The organism is Sphaerospermopsis sp. FACHB-1094 (genome assembly GCF_014696195.1).
Taxonomy (GTDB): Bacteria; Cyanobacteriota; Cyanobacteriia; order Cyanobacteriales; family Nostocaceae; genus Sphaerospermopsis; species Sphaerospermopsis kisseleviana.
Genome location: NZ_JACJPT010000003.1, coordinates 15,002 through 31,590 on the forward strand (window position 1 = coordinate 15,002; position 16,589 = coordinate 31,590).

Sequence of the window (16,589 nt, forward strand, 5' to 3'; positions counted from 1 at the left end):
CAATGACTCTGTTCTCTGATTGATCCATATTATACAGCATTGCCTGACAAATAAAATAGGGAGAATTCAAAGTTAAGCTACACAACCACCATGATTTATACCCAAATTCTTAATCGTGGTGATAAAGTTGTTTGCACTCCTCTACATTTTTATTCTTGTATTCCCCAACAATTTCCACCTTTCCACCTCCAACCTTAACCTTTCATTCTCCATCCTTAACGCCAAAATCTCATTCTTCTGCAACTCAATTAACGACCTTTGACTAATTACCTCACCAAAGGCTTTTTTCCGGTTTTCAATCCCAAACCATCTTTGATAAGTCTTTGTATGTTCATCAACAGTATGACCTAAATTATCTGCTGCTGCTTTAATTGGTATTCCCTGAAGATGCGCTCTAATTGCACAAGCATGGCGTAAATCATAAGGTTGAAATTCAATTCCCACTTTTCTAAACCATCTGGATATATCTCTTCGCATCCAATTAATATTTTGTACAGAAGCAATTTTTTCAAGTTTTTTTGCTAAAATATTTAATGGTTTGGGATTTTTTAAATCAAATAATTCCACCCATTCAGTCACAAAAGGAATAACTTCTCTATATCCAGTCTTTGTATTTTTATTCACCTTCCAAGTATGATCTAGATTTTGGGGAGACATCCACCAATTAATATCCGGTTCTACAAATAATTCCCTTGGTCTTAACCCATAAGTTGCCAACATTCCATATACCCATCGCCACATTTCCCAAGTGTCTATTTCATCAGTAATATTTGTATTTTTGCGGTTGACGGCGAATTTTTCAAAGAGTTCAAAAGCAGATATAATTTTTTCATCATCGGGTATTTCTCGATAAGCAGGAGTGACATGATCTCGTTTAACATCCAATTGAAATCCTAAATTAAAAGTTTTTATCAAAACTGAACTTACCGCAATTAATTCATTTTTTTTATTACCATTAACTGAATTAATCACTTCCTCAAAATTTTCTTTAGTAGCTAAAGTTGTTAAATCAAAATTTCTTTTAATCACAGATATATAGTTAGCAAAAGTATTTTCACTGGTGATGGTTTTCTGACGAGTTTGATAATATTTTTCCTCAAAGGTATCTAATAATTTCCCAATTGTTTTGATCTCTTGCTTCTCTCTAGATTTAATTCCTAAATACTTATCATTCCACTGGAAAGTATGACGAGCAATTAATTTACCCAACTCGTAACTTTCCTCAATTGCAGTTTTTAAACCCTCTAAATTTGCGGGTATTCCTAGAGATAAATCATACTGTTTTTTCTGTTTACCTACACTTTGATCACCTGGTTTTAAAGGTAATGTAGCTCGTAATTGCAGAGAATTTCCAGTTTGTTTAATACTAACTTTAATTCTCTCTCTTTTTAAATTACTATTAGCTTCAATTAACTTCTGTTCAAAAACTGCTTGATACTGTAATTCTGTTGCTTTTATTTTCGCCATTCCCTATACCTACCGTCTGTAGTGTTCTGCGGTTCAAAATCTATACAAAATCTGCAAACATATCTGCGAACCAGTCCCCGGAGTCTGTATTTGCATCCTTATGTAGAGATGGGGGATAGGTTTCCGATATTAACTTTTGGCGATGCCTGCGGCGGGCTGCGCCTACGCAATTTCCCTGATTTTACTGACTTATTCCCTAAATATTCACTTATTTATAAAAGCTGAAATAGTGAAAATAAAATGTTATGACTGAGCAAAATTACCTGAAAAAATAAGTTCTTTAGTAACATTTTCAGCATATCACCTGTTCCCATAGCAGTTATATGGTTCCTGGTGGTGTGATGTGCGCCCCCACCTTAACTGATATTACCCGTGCTTGGGGGATTTTAGAATATTTCCGCACCAATTGGTTAGAACCAGTTTGGTTAGGATGTTCTTTAGAAAGATATGAGGAAATTCAATCTTATGAGGATTTCCAAAAATGGTTAAATGAAGATATCAAACACCGAGAATCTGACTTAGGTTTATACTGGCGTATGGGTCTAGATATCGGGTTAGATAGATATGGTGTAGGTGTGGGTAAATTTGTCACTTGGGGATATTTACCCCATGAGGATAGATATAATAAACCTACCATTGAAGGACGTAACGCTGCGGTAATTATGAAAAGCGGTGTTTACGATGGTTGTAAAGATACTCATAGATTGATGGATCAGGCTTTTGCACGGGAAAATTTAACCCATTCTTGGTATAATGAAGGTACTCAAGATTGGCATCCGAGCGATCGCAAAACGTCCCCAACTATCAAAAACCAAAAAGATTTTGAAGGTGCATATTCTTGGTCAAGTGCAGTATTACACCAAGACTTAGGAAGATTAGAAGCTGGACCTTTAGCACGTCAATTAGTTGCAGGTGGAAAACATGGAGAGTCATGGCAACATTATGACCCATTTATTTTAGATGTCTTCAAAAAAATGGGCGGTGCAAATGTTCACCTCAGACAACTAGCGAGAGTTCACGAATTAGTCAAATTATATCGGCAAGCGGAACGTTGTTTGAAGGAGTTCAAATTAAACGAACCCTGGTATATTAAACCCCAAGAAAAAGACGGTAAAGGTTGGGGTGCAACAGAAGCAGCAAGGGGCGCTTTGTGTCACTGGGTGGAAATAGAACAAGGTAAGATTAAACAATACCAAGTTATTGCCCCCGGAACTTGGAATATTGGACCCCGTGACGGTGCTGGTAAACGTGGACCTGTGGAAGAAGCGTTAATAGGTACACCTATTGCTGATCCTAATGATCCTGTAGAAGTTGGCCATGTTGCCCGTTCTTTTGATTCATGTTTGGTGTGTACTGTTCACGCCCATGATGCTAAAACAGGAAAAGAATTAGCCCGTTTTCGCACTGCTTAATTTATGTTTTGAGTTATGTTTTATAGGGTGGGTTTTTCCCACCTGATTTAACTTTGAGATTGATTTATTTTTTGCCGAATAGCCTATTATATTTCTATCAATTTAACACATTTTTCAATGTAACATCTCTAGTATGTGTTTTATAGTCCCCAAATTTTACTCAAGTTACACCCATCTAATCAGAATTTTCCCCATCTCTACGCCCTAGTTCATAAATACCCGCACCCATACATGACAGTATACCTGTGCTAATTCCCCAACTCTCACCTAAACTGATTTCTAAACCCCAGTTAGATAATGCACCAAAGATGAAAAAAGGTACAATGCTAAAAAGTGAAGCGTAAAAAGCATTTTGTGATTCTCTGGCTTTGCGGGTTTTTTCAAATTCTGTTTCACTGGTGTAAAGGAATCTTTCGGCAAAATTAAACCAGCGATTTAATTGATCTATTACCCATTCTCTGGTGGATGCTAAAGCTAAATATAAAGCTAAAGACCATAAACAAGCTCCAGCGATCGCAATTTTATCTAACTCAAATCTAAAGGGCAATATATCAAACATGGTATCAGGTAACTTGGCAATAATATTTAATATTACCTCTTAATATTACCTTAAATTCCTGGGTAAATCTACATCTTTGCAGCTTTTAACCCCAAAGTTGCCCTCAAATGACTACTTCTGTCGCTGGGTGGGAAGATGAGGTGATAGGGCGGTAGGGGAAGTTAATAACCCTATCACCAGTCACCAGTCACCAATTACCATCTACCATCTAGATTTGCTACTGTAGAAGTAGTGCAAATTATGAAAATTCTTATCAGAGCAAAAATTATGACGGTATTTGAATCTAACAACCCCCGTTCCTACAGTCAAGAACAGGTGCAGCAAATTCTACAATTAGCGATCGCTCGTCAAACCGATGATCGTGATCAAGAATTTTCATATCAGCAAATTATCGAAATTGCTGCCGAGTTACAAATTTCACCAGAAGCAGTTAAACAAGCGGAATGTGATTGGATAGTCCAACAAAGCGAAGTACAACAACGCAAAGCTTTTGATCTTTACCGCCAAGGTAAATTTAAAAAGCGTCTGGGTAATTATGCAATTGTTAATAGTTTTTTCATACTTGTAGATTTGGTTGGTGGTGCTGGTCTTTCTTGGTCACTATACATTTTACTATTCTCTGGACTCACCATTGTACTTGATATTTGGAACACCTTTCAAAGCAAAGGTGAAGACTATGAAGCTGCTTTCCAAAAATGGAATCGTAAGCATCAAATTAAACAAACTATCAATACAGTTCTAAATAAATGGTTTAAAGCATTACAAACACATTAAAATTGGTAATAGGTAATGGGTAATGGGTAATTGGTGAGTGATTACTGCATTTAGTAGTATTGGTTTCAGAAATCAATAACATATAAATCAAAGATTGTCATGGCAATTTGACATGATTTTTGATTGAGCTTGCGGTATGATCAAAAGATATAAATAATGGCTCTTGTGGTTTTCCCATCTTCAGGAAAACAGAAGACATTTTAAAAACTTGGAATATAATAAGTAATTCCTCAATCCCTCACCAGGTTGATCTACCATTTCAGTCAGCAAGAAGCCATGAAATCAAGGGAAAATGCGGAAATAACTTAGCATTATTTATCATGCAGTCACTCTTCTTTGATCATGATATGCTGCTTAAATCCTGATTGCAAAAATCCTCAAAATCCAGAAGGAAAAGAGTTTTGTCAAACTTGCAATACTCCCTTAGTACCACTTTTAAGAAATCGTTTCCGTGTGATTCGGGTGCTTTCCGATGAAGGAGGTTTTGGCAGAACCTATTTATCAGAAGATACAGATAAATTAAATGATTGTTGTGTCGTTAAACAGTTAGCACCAAAATTTCAAGGAACTTGGTCACAAAAAAAAGCAATGGAGTTGTTTTGTGAAGAAGCAAAACGACTGAGAGAACTGGGAGAACATCCACAAATTCCCACTCTCTTAGCTTATTTTGAACAAGATAACTGTCTGTATTTGGTACAACAGTTTATTGATGGACAAAATTTATTACAGGAGTTGCAATTACGGAAAAACTACAAAGATTGGGATATTCAATCTATTTTGTTAGATTTGTTGCCTATTCTCAAATTTATTCACAGTCGTGGAGTTATTCACCGAGATATCAAACCGGAAAATATTATCCGCCGCAAAAGTGACGGAAGATTAACTCTCATTGATTTTGGTTCTTCTAAACAATTAACAGCTAAAGTGCAGAAAAAACATGGAACTTCTATAGGTTCACATGGTTATTCTGCCATTGAACAAATCAGAGATGGTAAAGCGTACCCTGCTAGTGATTTATTTAGTTTGGGTGCTACCTGCTTTCATTTATTAACGGGAATTTCTCCTTTTCAGTTATGGATGGAACATGGATATAGTTGGTTAAATAATTGGCAATCTTATTTGCATTCTCCTCTCAGTTATGAGTTAGCAATAATTATTGATAAGTTACTACAAATAGATATTCGGAATCGCTATCAATCTGCTGATGAAGTGATTAGAGATTTAAGTAAACAGTACACACATCTACTAGCACCAGCTAGTAATTCTTTATTATCAGCACCAGCAAAGAAAGCTAATGTTTATCCTCAAAAATATATTTTGCTGAGAAATTCAATTTTAATAGTAGGAACAATAGTATTTTTAGGGTTGGGAGAATTTGGTTATAGACACTTTCACCAACTACAAACAACTCTTTTTTCTCGCTGGAGTCCCCTGCAAAATAGGAAAAGTCAAACTAAGAGTGATACTATTGTTCAACAACCACCACAGGAGTCTTTAGAAAAAATTTCTTTATTGAAAACTATCACAGAACCAAATGAATCAATTTCCTCTGTAGCTATTACTCCAGATGCTCAAACTATTGCTAGTGCTGGTAATCGCATTATTAAACTATGGAATATTACCACAGGTCAAGAGATTTATTCACTGCAAGGACATACACAAAAAATCAATGTCGTGGCTATTAGTCCTGATGGTAAAATTTTGGTCAGTGGTAGTGATGACAAAACAATTAAAGTTTGGAATTTAGCAACAGGTCAGTTAATTCATACCTTAATTAGTCATACTGATTCAGTTCATGCTTTGGCTATTAGTAAGGATGGGAAAACTTTGGTTAGTGCTAGTGATGACACAACTATTAAAGTTTGGAATTTAGCAACAGGAAAGCTAATTATTACTCTCAAAGATCATACTTATTGGGTACGTTCTCTGGCTATTAGTCCTGATGGTTTTACTTTAGCAAGTGGTAGTTTTGATAAAAGTATTAAACTGTGGAATATCACCCAAGAAAAATCACCAGAAAAATCACCAGAAAAATCAATTCATTCATTAACTCCTAATTCCCAAACTGTGACATCTTTAGCTTTTAGTCCAGATGGTAAAATTCTCGCTAGTGCTAGTCGCGATCGCAAAATTAAACTGTGGAATCTCAATACAAAAACGGAAATTCGTACTATAACTAAACAAGATTATAATGTCACATCTTTAGCTTTTAGTCCAGATGGTAAAACTCTTGTTAGTGGTAATCGAGATTGTATAGAATGTCATCCAACTATTAAACCTAATATTAAACCTAATATTAAACTATGGGATGTGGCTACAGGTGAGGAAATTTCCTCTATTACTGGACATACTAACACCGTCACATCTTTGGTTTTTAGTGCTGATGGCAAAACTTTAGTTAGCAGTGGAGAGGATAATAAAATTAAGATTTGGCGTTTTTCACAATAATGTAGGAACTGGGTAATTGATAATTGATAATTGATAATTGATAATTGATAATTGATAATTGATAATTGATAATTGATAATTGATAATTGTTTGATGCCAAGTTTAAAACCTTTCCTTTTAATGAGAAAAAGATGTAATTGTCAATTGTCAATTGTCCATTATCAATTGTTATCGTCTATCTCTTTCCAAATCATCAATTACTGTTTGTAAATACCACTCCTCCGACATACCTGGATAAAAATCTTGCTTTTGCTCAATTAATCTTGCGGCTATTTCCCAATGTCCTCCAACCATGCGTAATAGTCTTTGACGTAATAAATTATAGGTGGCTTTGTTGGTTGCTGGGATAGATGATTGAATTTTTTGCAGACTATTTAAAACTAGTTGATAATTCTCCCAGTCTTCTTGTTCACAATAGATACTAGCTGCTTTTTGGTAATCTTCCACAGCATTGGGCATTTCTTCTAAACAAGTGTAGGCAATACCACGATTATAGTAAGCTAACGGATGCTCAGGATTCATTTGTATTGCTTGAGAATAATCTTGAATTGCTGCTAAATAATTGCCCATTGATTGATAGACATTACCTCTAGCAATATATACTAAATTGTCTTGGGGTTGTATTTTCAAGGCTTGATTGATATCAGCTAAAGCCCCTTGATAATCTCCTATTTGAGAACGAGCTTTTCCCCGATTACGATAAACAATAGCATCTTGAAAATTTAAATTTATTGCCTGATTAAAATCTGCGATCGCCTCTCGATATTGACCCATTTTACAAAGTACCACCCCACGACAGCAATAAGCTTGGGCATCTTGAGCATCAGCTTTTAATATCCAATTTAAATCAGCGATCGCCGATTTTGTATCTCCCTTTTCTGCCTTTTCTAATAATTGTGTGAAATAATCTTGAGTAGATATAATTGCTGCTGATTTATTGATTTCTTGATTTGGTTTTGGTTCAGCTTTGGGTTGTAGTTGTTTAATCTTCTCTAAACAAAGACACGCATTTTCTTTATCTTTTTGTGCTAAATATAATTCTGCTGCTTTTTTAAAATTAGCGATCGCCTCTAGAATATTTCCTTGTTTGCGCTGCACTATCCCCCGTAAATCATAAGCACCAGCATCATTAAATTTAAACTGAATCGCTTTTTCTACATCTTCTAAAGCACCAGGAAGATTTTTTAAAGTTAATTTTGCTAACGCCCGAAAATAATAAGCTTTGGCATTTTCTCCATCCAGCTTAATAGCTTCATTATAATCAAAAACTGCTTGTAAAGTCGCACCGGATTTATAATAAGCTAAACCCCTTTCTATGTAAGCTTTACTAAAGTAAGGATCTAGCTGTATAACTTGGTTAAAATCTTCAATAGCACCAGCATAGTTTTTTTGTTTCGCTTTTTCTAAGCCGCGATTGTAAAATTCAGAAGTCATAATTTAGTTTTTTCTATGAACTCGATTTAAATTGATTTAAAACAATATTATATCACAAATTTTATTATATCACAAATTTTTGTTGTTGTCGTGTTGTAGGGGTTTAGCAATGCTCAACCCCTACGGAAAATGTGATTTTTCGATATACTTGTCATCAAATATAAAGTGGATATATCCCCGACTTATTTAAGAGATCGGGGATTTGAGTATTACGTTTTTTAAGGTTGAATTAAACTGGGAGAAGTCAACACGAAAACATCCCTAGTTCCCGGTGCTGGATTTTCAGACTTAATCGGGCTAATAAAGTGGAAAAACTCATGATCATTAACTAAAAGCAGTTCTCCGGGCTGGAGTATTTTATGAAAAACTGGTTTCTCTTTTTTAGCAGTATATAAATGTGTTTCTCCACCTTGAATATTGTTCCTACCAACAGAAAAAATGCCAATAAAATCAGTTCCATCTTGATGAATACCTTCAGGTGCGGGATTTCCTAAATGACCTGGTGAACAAGTAGTTCTGATTTGATGAATACCAATTTCTGCTTCTGGATGGAGTTTGCAAGAATCAATAAATGCTAAAACCAAATTCTTAAAAATTTCCAGTTCTATCAGTCCATCTTCTAATTCTGCGAACTCTCTTTTGACATCACCCAATAAAGGATTATATTCTCGACTTTGGCACAAATATCCATGAGAAAGTTTAATTAACTTATTCTCAGCAACCATTACTCTTGATAACCTTCTAGAGCGATATTTGCCCTTAATATAAGGATCAACAGGTAAGTTCTCAAAAAATGGCTGGAAACCTTGAGTATTAATAGAATTTACCTTTCTCAGAGTAAACAGAAAAGCATATTCTAACCCCGTTACAGAAGATACTTGTTGCATAGGATTTTTCTCCTTGCATTTTATAATTATTCAGCCAGCAAAAACTCCATTTTCCAGGTAGTTTTAGCTGACTGCTGACCGCTAATAGCTGAATGCGAACTGGATTTTTAAATTCCTCCCATTTTTTACATGAGAGGTATGTAATATCTATTATAAGCAATTATTTAGTAATTGTTGTAAATGTGACTACAAAATTTATTAAGTTGGAATATTTAACAAGAACTCTAGCTACTCACTTTCCTATTCCTTATTCCCTATTCCCTATTCCCTATTCCCTGTTCCATTATCTATTCCCTGTTCCATTATATAGTTACTCATCTGGGAACAAAAATATTTTCCCAATATTTTCCCAATATTTTCAAAGCTCTCATTTCTCATTCCTCCTGCTAACCTCTTTTATCGTATATTTACTATTAATTCAAATTTATAATTTACCTAGCAGAATGAATAACTGGCTGTATCAATACCCTAAATTATACACTGGTATTTTACTCAAACGCTACAAGCGTTTTTTTGCTGATATTCAACTGGACTCCGGGGAGGTTGTAACAGCACACTGTCCCAATACAGGACCCATGACAGGAGTTTCCAAAGTAGGTAGTCCTGTACAGTTATCTAAAAGTGATAATCCTAACCGCAAATTAGCTTATACACTGGAATTGATTCAAGTAGATGATTTAGCACCAACTTGGGTCGGTGTCAATACTGCTTTACCTAATCGAGTTGTGAAACAAGCTTTAGAGAAACATCTTTTCCCAGAATTAAGTGAATATACACAAGTTAAAGGTGAAGTTGTTTATGGAAAAGATAAAAAAAGCCGGATAGATTTTTACCTGACCGGAAAAGAAGGACAACGCCCCATTTATTTAGAAGTAAAAAATACAACTTGGTCGCAGGGAACTTTAGCCCTGTTTCCCGATACAGAAACCACCAGAGGACAAAAACATTTGCGGGAATTAATGGAAGTTTTACCCCAAAGTCGGGCAGTAATGTTGTATTTTATCAATCGCGGAGATTGTACACAATTTGCCCCAGGAGATAGCACAGATCCTGTATATGGTAAATTGTTACGGGAAGCAATTAAACAAGGTTTAGAAGTTCTCCCTTGTCGGTTTGATATTTCTCCTGAAGGTATCCGTTATTTGGGGTTAGCAGAACTGAAAATTTAAGCATTTATCAGCCAGCCAAAAATGAAAGCAAAGTGCATCATTATTTACACACAAACTTTCTTTCAAGAGAATGCTAATATGAATACAAAGATTGTTCCTCACGTTTCCACAAACAGCAAAGATAAACTTCCTATTTTTGATCAGCAGTTTTTGTTGGATAAAAACAACAAACAGCAGGAAACGTGAATGATCTGAGTCATCATATCAGATTGCTATATGTTAGAAACTCTTGCGACTGAAACCACTGTGGAAATGCCACCCACCCAGGCAGAACTTCCTTATGATGACGGTATTCCGATGGAGACACAAAGACATAAATTACAATTGGATATTTTAATTGATACCATTCAGCCTTGGCTAGATCAAAGGACTGATGGATATGTAGGGGGCAATATGTTTGTCTACTACAGTTTAGCGCAATTAAAAAATCAGGATTTTCGTGGTCCAGACTTCTTTACCGTCTTAGGAGTTCCCAAAAAAGAGCGTCTTTCTTGGGTAGTTTGGGAAGAAGGAAAATCACCAGATGTAGTAATTGAATTACTTTCAGAAAGCACAGCTAAAAATGATAAAAATGAGAAAAAACTGATTTATCAAAATCAAATGCGTGTTTCTGAATATTTTTGGTTTGATCCTTTTAACCCAGATGATTTTGCAGGTTTTCACATCAATAGTGGTGTGTATGAACCGATTGCTTTTAATGAAAAAAATCAGTTAGTAAGTACAGTTTTAGGTTTAAGTTTAGTACGTTGGCAGGGTAATTATCGCGGTGTCAATGCCACTTGGTTACGCTGGGCAAATAAGATCGGTGAGTTATTTCCTACTTCTTTAGAACTTGCTGAACAAGAAAAACAACGGGCTGAACAAGCTGAAAATAAATTAAGACAAGTGGCAGTTAATTTGTTAAATAATGGAATGCCTATAGAACAAGTCACACAGTTAACAGGTTTAGAAGCAAAGCAACTTATCGGAGAGTAACCCAAATTAAATAATGGACAATTAACAATGAACAATTAACCGGCAATTTTAGATTTTACTGCCATAATCAGATTTTCGTCAAATTATATATTGTAGGGGTAATTCATGAATTGCCCCTACGGAATAGGGCAACCTCAAATAAAATCAGATACATAGGGCTTGCTGATGGCTGAATGCTTACGCTAAATCAGCCATACCCAATCCCCAATCCCCAATATTAGAGATAATTAAAAAATCAATAGTTTTAAACTGTCTATCAATAGCAGGAAGACTACAAATTTTTGCACCAATACTCAAATAAGCTTGTAAAATTTTCGGAATTTCTACATTATAGATATCTGGACAATTAGAATTAATTTCTATGGAATATTCTGGATGAGGATTCACTAAAATATGAGAATGTAAACAATGATTATAGAGAAAATAATTATAAGCACAAACAGCTTGTTTATGACATTGAGTTAACAAAGATGCACAACCGAAAAAATATTGATTACCAGTATAAATTAAATAATTAGCTAAACCTTGCCAAAGTAATAAAAGTGTATAACTATTGCGATATTCTTGAGCTATGCAAGCACGACCAATTTCTACAGAAGACTGCAATATAAAATCAGGAATTTGAGCAAGATTAAATATATCAGCAGCATCAAAACCTAAATTTTTTGCAGCCATTGTATAAGTTTGCATTCTATAAGTACCAATAGTTGCACCAGTCCTTTTACAAATCAGCAATAAATGATCACAAAAATAATCAAACTTATCCCGATCCATTTGAGAAAAATTAGAACTAGAAAAACCCAAATCCAACTCTTGATTAAAAACCTGAAACCGTAAGCGAAAAATAGATTCTAACTCTGCATCAGTTTTAGCCAGTCGCAGGATATACTTTTCACTTTCCAAGACCGGAAAATCAGTAAACTGTACAGATGAAAAAGATGAAGTGATAGGATTGTAATACATTTACATCCAGGTTAATACTTAAATTTGTGAAAAATTCTAAGAGGATTTAATATCTAATTATGAACATTTTGATCACTAAAATCTGGCAATAGAATACAAATTTTGTAATTACACAATTTATTTTTTTTGTCAATAACAAAAGCCCTAAATAGTAATAGATCCCGGACTTCTACAAGAAACCTGGGATCTTGGTATTGAGTTTTTTCAGGTGAATTGACTTTTAGCCTCAAAAGCCGACGGCTGATAGCTGATGGCTGAATACTTATTTTTAATTGTGCTGACCATGATTAGTGTAGCGAACCCTAGTACCAGCCCAAAGTAACTTTTCTCGCAGAGTTTGATAATAGGAATTATTAGCCCGCAAAACGATAAATTTAGCACGACAGTCAGCCATCCGCACATCAACACGATGATTAGGCCAAATGGAAGTAGCCAACACCCCATCCATCCATAATTTTGTAGTTAAATCATAATCCCCAAACGGCCAAACACTGACCACAGAACCAGGAGGTAAAACTAGGGGACGACTAGAAAGACTCATCGGACAAATAGGAGTAATGGTAATAGCCTCCATCCCATCGTGCATAATTGGACCATTAGCCGAAACCGTGTAACCTGTAGAACCTGTAGGAGTAGAAATAATTAACCCATCACCCACATATTGATCAACCACCTCACCATCAATTTCCATTTCCAGAATCGAGGTGATCATCCTATCAGCAGAAGCGGGTTTAATACAAAACTCATTTAAGGCGAGGTAATGTTCTGTAACTGGTTCTAAATTTGTCCGATGACCCTCATAAATAGCCGCTTGTAACATCATTCGGCGTTGGAGAGCATAGCGATCTTCAAATAACCGATCCCAAACTCGTTCCGGTTCTTGAAACTCATCCATTGACTCAGTTAAAAACCCCAAATGGCCACCCACATTTACCCCCAAAATGGGGATACCAGCCGGGGCTAAATGTCTAGCACTGGTTAAAACCGTACCATCACCACCAAGGACTAAAGCTAAATCAATTGGTTGGCTGGCAGATGCCAAAAACACTGGATAGGGGTTGTCTTTGGGTCCACTAGGTCCAACCAAAACTTGACATTGGCGGTCTTCTAATTGTTTAGCGCAGAGTTCAGCCCAGCGTTTACTTTGGGAGTCTCGCGCTTTGTAAGCTATGATTACCTGCTTTAATTGCACGTACTGTTACCACTTGAGGAGATTAAACTGCTCCATGTCAACGGTATCACGGTTACGATAAATAGCCAGTACAATCGCTAACCCTACCGCCGCTTCCGCAGCTGCCACAGTAATCACAAAAACAGTGAAAACCTGACCTTTAATTAATGTTGAGTCGAGAAAATTGGAAAATGCCATTAAATTTAGATTAACAGCATTTAACAGTAACTCAATTGACATGAGTACACGGACGGCGTTACGGCTGGTAATTAAACCATAGATGCCAATGCAAAATAAAGCTGCTGCAAGTAGTAAGAAGTATTGAAGTTGCATAGTTTGGTAATTGGTAATTGGTAATTGGTAATTGGTGATTGGTAATTGGTGATTGGTAATTGGTAATTGGTAATTGGGCATTGGGTAAATTCATATTCCCAGTCACCAGTCACCAGTCACCAGTCACCAGTACCCTAGTCCTCAGTGCCACTAGATACCAATTCTCTGGGGCGTTCTGGCAAGGTTAAGATGGTTTGTGGCAGTTCGGAAGGGGTAACTTGATCTGGTAAATATTCCCGACGTGCCAAAATAATTGCTCCTACCATTGCCATTAGCAACAATACGGAAGCTAATTCAAAGGGGAGCAAAAAGTCCGTGAAGAAATGCTCACCTATTAAAACTATGGAATTTTTAGCTGCTGGGGATGTAGAGGTATTAGCCCAAGGTGTTGCCAGTACCATTGTACTTAATAGAGCAAATAGTCCCAGACTAACTACACCGGTAATGATTTTCCGTAAACCAGCACTGGGTAAAGGGTAAAAATCCTGACGTTTGTTTACCAACATAATGGCAAACAAAATCAAGACGTTGATCGCACCCACATAAATCAGAATTTGTGCTGCTGCGACAAAATCACCATTTAGCAATAGGTAAAGTCCGGCCATGCTGATGAATACACCACCCAGCAAAAAGGCGGAATAAACGATGTTGGAAAACAACACTACTCCTAGTGCTGCGCCAATCATCATTACACCTAATATGCCAAATGAAACAGATTGTACTCCTTCGGCTAAATTCACTTTTTTCGATCCTCTTGATGTTTTGATAAATGCTGATCGGTAATTGGTAATTGGTAATTGGTAATTGGAAAAAACGATTTATTACCCATTACCTATTACCCATTACCCATTACCACTTTCAACTAAGTCTTCTGGACGAGAACCAGCACGGGGAGCATCTGCGGGGACTCCGTGGGGTTCAAGTACGCCTTTAGGTAGATAAACCAGTTCGCGCAGTGGTGTCACCATTGGATCGTCTGTCACCTTGTAGGGCAAGCGTCCTAATGCTACGCTATCGTAGTTCAATTCGTGGCGATCGTAAGTAGAAAGTTCGTATTCTTCTGTCATGGATAAACAGTTTGTGGGACAGTATTCCACGCAGTTACCACAGAAAATACAAACTCCGAAATCTATACTGTAGTGTTTGAGTTTTTTCTTCTTGGTGGCTTTGTCCATTTCCCAGTCAACTACAGGGAGGTTAATGGGACAAACACGCACACACACTTCACAAGCAATACACTTGTCAAATTCATAGTGAATCCTACCCCGAAACCGTTCACCAGGAATCAGTTTTTCATAAGGGTATTGTACGGTAACAGGGCGGCGTTGCATGTGGTCAAAGGTGACGGATAACCCTTGTCCGATATAACGCGCTGATTGTACTGCTTCTTTGGCGTAATCACCAACTTGTTTGAGGAACTTTAGCATTTTTTGTGTCTCTTCTCTAATCTTGTCAGGTGATTGGTGATTGGTGATTGGTGATTGGTAATTGGTGATTGGTGATTGGTGATTGGGTTATTTACCTCCCCATCTCTCCACTTTCCTATGCCCTACACCCTCTTTACTGTCACCTGTCACCTGTCACCTGTCACCTATTAACCACCGAAAGCGACGGGAAAGGCCAGTTTTAGTGCTGCGGTTAATAACAGGTTAACCAAGCCAACTGGTAGTAAGAACTTCCATCCTAAATCTAGCAGTTGGTCAATCCGTACCCGTGGTACTGTCCAACGAATCAGGATGGCCAGAAATACGAGAAAATACGCTTTAAGTACGGTCATTGTGATACCTAAAGCAGCTGTGATTACTTGTAAGATGGGGTTGGTTTCACTCATTCCCAAAAAGTCACCTATCAAGCTGACGGGAATGGGAAAATGCCAACCGCCCAAATATAAAATTGCTACGAGTAGGGAAGACAGGATCAGGTTGATGTATGAACCTAAGTAAAATAAACCGAATTTCATCCCTGCGTATTCGGTTTGATATCCTGCTACCAGTTCTTCTTCCGCTTCGGGTAAGTCAAAGGGTAGACGTTCGCATTCTGCTAGGGCGGCGATCCAGAAGATGATGAAACCTAGTGGTTGTCTCCAAACGTTCCAACCCAAAATCCCGAAGTTAGATTGTTGGTTTACGATGTCAATGGTGCTGAGGCTGTTAGACATCATGGCGATCGCTAATACACTCAACGCCAATGGTATTTCATAACTGATTGATTGTGCTGCTGCCCGCAAACCCCCTAACAGGGAGTATTTATTATTAGATGCGTAACCAGCCATTAATAAGCCTATGGGCTGAATACTGGATAATGCAATCCACAAAAATACGCCCATACCGACGTTAGTAATCACGATATTCTCCCCAAAGGGAACAATCAAAAATGATAAAAATACCGGAATTACAACTATTATTGGACCAATGGTAAACAACCAGGGATCTGCTTTGGCTGGTACGATATCTTCTTTAAAGATCAGCTTGAGACCATCGGCTACAGGCACTAACAAACCAAATGGACCTTGATATTCAGGACCAATCCGTTGCTGTGCGGCCGCAGAAATTTTCCGTTCTAGCCAGGTTGCAACCAGTACACCTACTGTTGCCCCAATCAGCATCAGGATCATTGGTAATGGCATCCACAGGGCTTTGGCTGCCCCTGCTGGTATGCCCAAATCCTTGACGGATTCAATAAAAGTTCCTTGAAGGTCAATTCCTGCATTCATGTTTGCTACTCTGTAATTCGTCAATTCGTCTACTCATAGTAAATTCACAAATATTATTTAATTTAATATCTGTAAATTTACTGTTGAAGAATCTCTATTGAGATGATGCGTGATTGTAGAATTGTAGATTTGTTGCTAATTCCTGAGTTTAGTATATCCTTTGATGGTTTTACCCTTTTGATCCCAGATGACAACTTCTGCTTATGGTTGAGATTGAGATTGGTGATTAGGGATTGGTGATTGGGAAAAACCTCTTTCCTACTCCTCTTCCTGTTCTCTTCTTA

Annotated in this window: 13 protein-coding genes and 2 pseudogenes; 5 read left to right on the top strand and 10 right to left on the bottom strand. The window is 36.9% G+C overall.

The annotated features are described in order from the left end of the window. Positions 1 to 109 precede the first annotated feature (109 nt). Positions 110 to 1,528: pseudogene (locus H6F47_RS01310) on the bottom strand (tyrosine-type recombinase/integrase). 250 nt (positions 1,529 to 1,778) lie between these two features. On the opposite strand from H6F47_RS01310, the pseudogene H6F47_RS01315 reads away from it, so the two are divergent. Then, positions 1,779 to 2,879, top strand: a pseudogene (locus tag H6F47_RS01315) (nickel-dependent hydrogenase large subunit); the annotation flags it as partial. A gap of 175 nt (positions 2,880 to 3,054) precedes the next feature. On the opposite strand, the gene H6F47_RS01320 reads toward H6F47_RS01315, so the two are convergent. Then, positions 3,055 to 3,438, bottom strand: coding sequence for a hypothetical protein (locus H6F47_RS01320; RefSeq protein WP_187038586.1), 384 nt, complete (start codon positions 3,436 to 3,438; stop codon positions 3,055 to 3,057). Between the two features lie 267 nt (positions 3,439 to 3,705). Here H6F47_RS01320 and H6F47_RS01325 point away from each other — a divergent pair, with 267 nt between their 5' ends. After that, the gene (locus H6F47_RS01325) at positions 3,706 to 4,212 is read left to right on the top strand and encodes a 2TM domain-containing protein (protein WP_137667287.1); all 507 of its coding nucleotides are present in this window, start codon (positions 3,706 to 3,708) and stop codon (positions 4,210 to 4,212) included. Positions 4,213 to 4,554: 342 nt separating this feature from the next. After that, complete coding sequence (locus tag H6F47_RS01330; RefSeq protein ID WP_137667283.1) at positions 4,555 to 6,660, top strand: serine/threonine-protein kinase; 2,106 nt, start codon at positions 4,555 to 4,557, stop codon at positions 6,658 to 6,660. Between the two features lie 168 nt (positions 6,661 to 6,828). Here H6F47_RS01330 and H6F47_RS01335 read toward each other — a convergent pair whose 3' ends face one another. Together H6F47_RS01335 and H6F47_RS01340 are read right to left on the bottom strand one after the other, a co-directional pair. Then, positions 6,829 to 8,094 carry a tetratricopeptide repeat protein gene (locus H6F47_RS01335; protein WP_190647396.1) on the bottom strand — a complete coding sequence of 422 codons (1,266 nt, stop codon included), beginning with the start codon at positions 8,092 to 8,094 and terminating at the stop codon, positions 6,829 to 6,831. 218 nt (positions 8,095 to 8,312) lie between these two features. After that, a complete protein-coding gene (locus H6F47_RS01340; RefSeq protein ID WP_137667281.1) occupies positions 8,313 to 8,981 on the bottom strand; it encodes a 2OG-Fe dioxygenase family protein in 669 nt (222 codons plus the stop codon). A gap of 443 nt (positions 8,982 to 9,424) precedes the next feature. Here H6F47_RS01340 and sfsA point away from each other — a divergent pair, with 443 nt between their 5' ends. Together sfsA and H6F47_RS01350 are read left to right on the top strand one after the other, a co-directional pair. Further along, positions 9,425 to 10,150, top strand: coding sequence for a DNA/RNA nuclease SfsA (sfsA, locus tag H6F47_RS01345; protein WP_137667280.1), 726 nt, complete (start codon positions 9,425 to 9,427; stop codon positions 10,148 to 10,150). Positions 10,151 to 10,366: 216 nt separating this feature from the next. Beyond that, positions 10,367 to 11,125, top strand: coding sequence for a Uma2 family endonuclease (locus tag H6F47_RS01350; protein WP_190647398.1), 759 nt, complete (start codon positions 10,367 to 10,369; stop codon positions 11,123 to 11,125). A gap of 177 nt (positions 11,126 to 11,302) precedes the next feature. On the opposite strand, the gene H6F47_RS01355 is transcribed toward H6F47_RS01350, so the two are convergent. From H6F47_RS01355 to nuoH, 6 genes are all read right to left on the bottom strand, one after another. Then, a complete protein-coding gene (locus tag H6F47_RS01355) occupies positions 11,303 to 12,088 on the bottom strand; it encodes a GNAT family N-acyltransferase (protein WP_096570922.1) in 786 nt (261 codons plus the stop codon). Positions 12,089 to 12,356: 268 nt separating this feature from the next. Next, entirely contained in the window at positions 12,357 to 13,280 is a 924-nt protein-coding gene (locus H6F47_RS01360) for an NAD(+) kinase (protein WP_096570924.1), read from the bottom strand. A gap of 6 nt (positions 13,281 to 13,286) precedes the next feature. Beyond that, positions 13,287 to 13,592, bottom strand: coding sequence for an NADH-quinone oxidoreductase subunit NuoK (gene nuoK, locus H6F47_RS01365; RefSeq protein WP_006199065.1), 306 nt, complete (start codon positions 13,590 to 13,592; stop codon positions 13,287 to 13,289). A 134-nt stretch (positions 13,593 to 13,726) separates the two neighbouring features. Next, positions 13,727 to 14,332, bottom strand: a complete 606-nt coding sequence (locus tag H6F47_RS01370; RefSeq protein ID WP_096570926.1) for an NADH-quinone oxidoreductase subunit J — start codon at positions 14,330 to 14,332, stop codon at positions 13,727 to 13,729. A gap of 102 nt (positions 14,333 to 14,434) precedes the next feature. After that, positions 14,435 to 15,019, bottom strand: a complete 585-nt coding sequence (gene ndhI / locus H6F47_RS01375) for an NAD(P)H-quinone oxidoreductase subunit I (protein WP_096572790.1) — start codon at positions 15,017 to 15,019, stop codon at positions 14,435 to 14,437. A gap of 167 nt (positions 15,020 to 15,186) precedes the next feature. Next, on the bottom strand, positions 15,187 to 16,305 hold the full coding sequence (gene nuoH / locus H6F47_RS01380; RefSeq protein WP_096570928.1) for an NADH-quinone oxidoreductase subunit NuoH: 1,119 nt from the start codon (positions 16,303 to 16,305) through the stop codon (positions 15,187 to 15,189). Between the last annotated feature and the right edge of the window lie 284 nt (positions 16,306 to 16,589).

What these genes read in the sequence shown, in the direction of transcription:
- H6F47_RS01350 (WP_190647398.1), top strand. Translation starts at nt 10,367, where the DNA reads ATGTTAGAAACTCTTGCGACTGAAACCACTGTGGAAATGCCACCCACC.
- nuoK (WP_006199065.1), bottom strand. Translation starts at nt 13,592, where the DNA reads ATGCAACTTCAATACTTCTTACTACTTGCAGCAGCTTTATTTTGCATT.
- H6F47_RS01320 (WP_187038586.1), bottom strand. Translation starts at nt 3,438, where the DNA reads ATGTTTGATATATTGCCCTTTAGATTTGAGTTAGATAAAATTGCGATC.
- H6F47_RS01325 (WP_137667287.1), top strand. Translation starts at nt 3,706, where the DNA reads ATGACGGTATTTGAATCTAACAACCCCCGTTCCTACAGTCAAGAACAG.
- H6F47_RS01340 (WP_137667281.1), bottom strand. Translation starts at nt 8,981, where the DNA reads ATGCAACAAGTATCTTCTGTAACGGGGTTAGAATATGCTTTTCTGTTT.
- H6F47_RS01355 (WP_096570922.1), bottom strand. Translation starts at nt 12,088, where the DNA reads ATGTATTACAATCCTATCACTTCATCTTTTTCATCTGTACAGTTTACT.
- ndhI (WP_096572790.1), bottom strand. Translation starts at nt 15,019, where the DNA reads ATGCTAAAGTTCCTCAAACAAGTTGGTGATTACGCCAAAGAAGCAGTA.
- H6F47_RS01330 (WP_137667283.1), top strand. Translation starts at nt 4,555, where the DNA reads ATGATATGCTGCTTAAATCCTGATTGCAAAAATCCTCAAAATCCAGAA.
- H6F47_RS01335 (WP_190647396.1), bottom strand. Translation starts at nt 8,094, where the DNA reads ATGACTTCTGAATTTTACAATCGCGGCTTAGAAAAAGCGAAACAAAAA.
- sfsA (WP_137667280.1), top strand. Translation starts at nt 9,425, where the DNA reads ATGAATAACTGGCTGTATCAATACCCTAAATTATACACTGGTATTTTA.
- nuoH (WP_096570928.1), bottom strand. Translation starts at nt 16,305, where the DNA reads ATGAATGCAGGAATTGACCTTCAAGGAACTTTTATTGAATCCGTCAAG.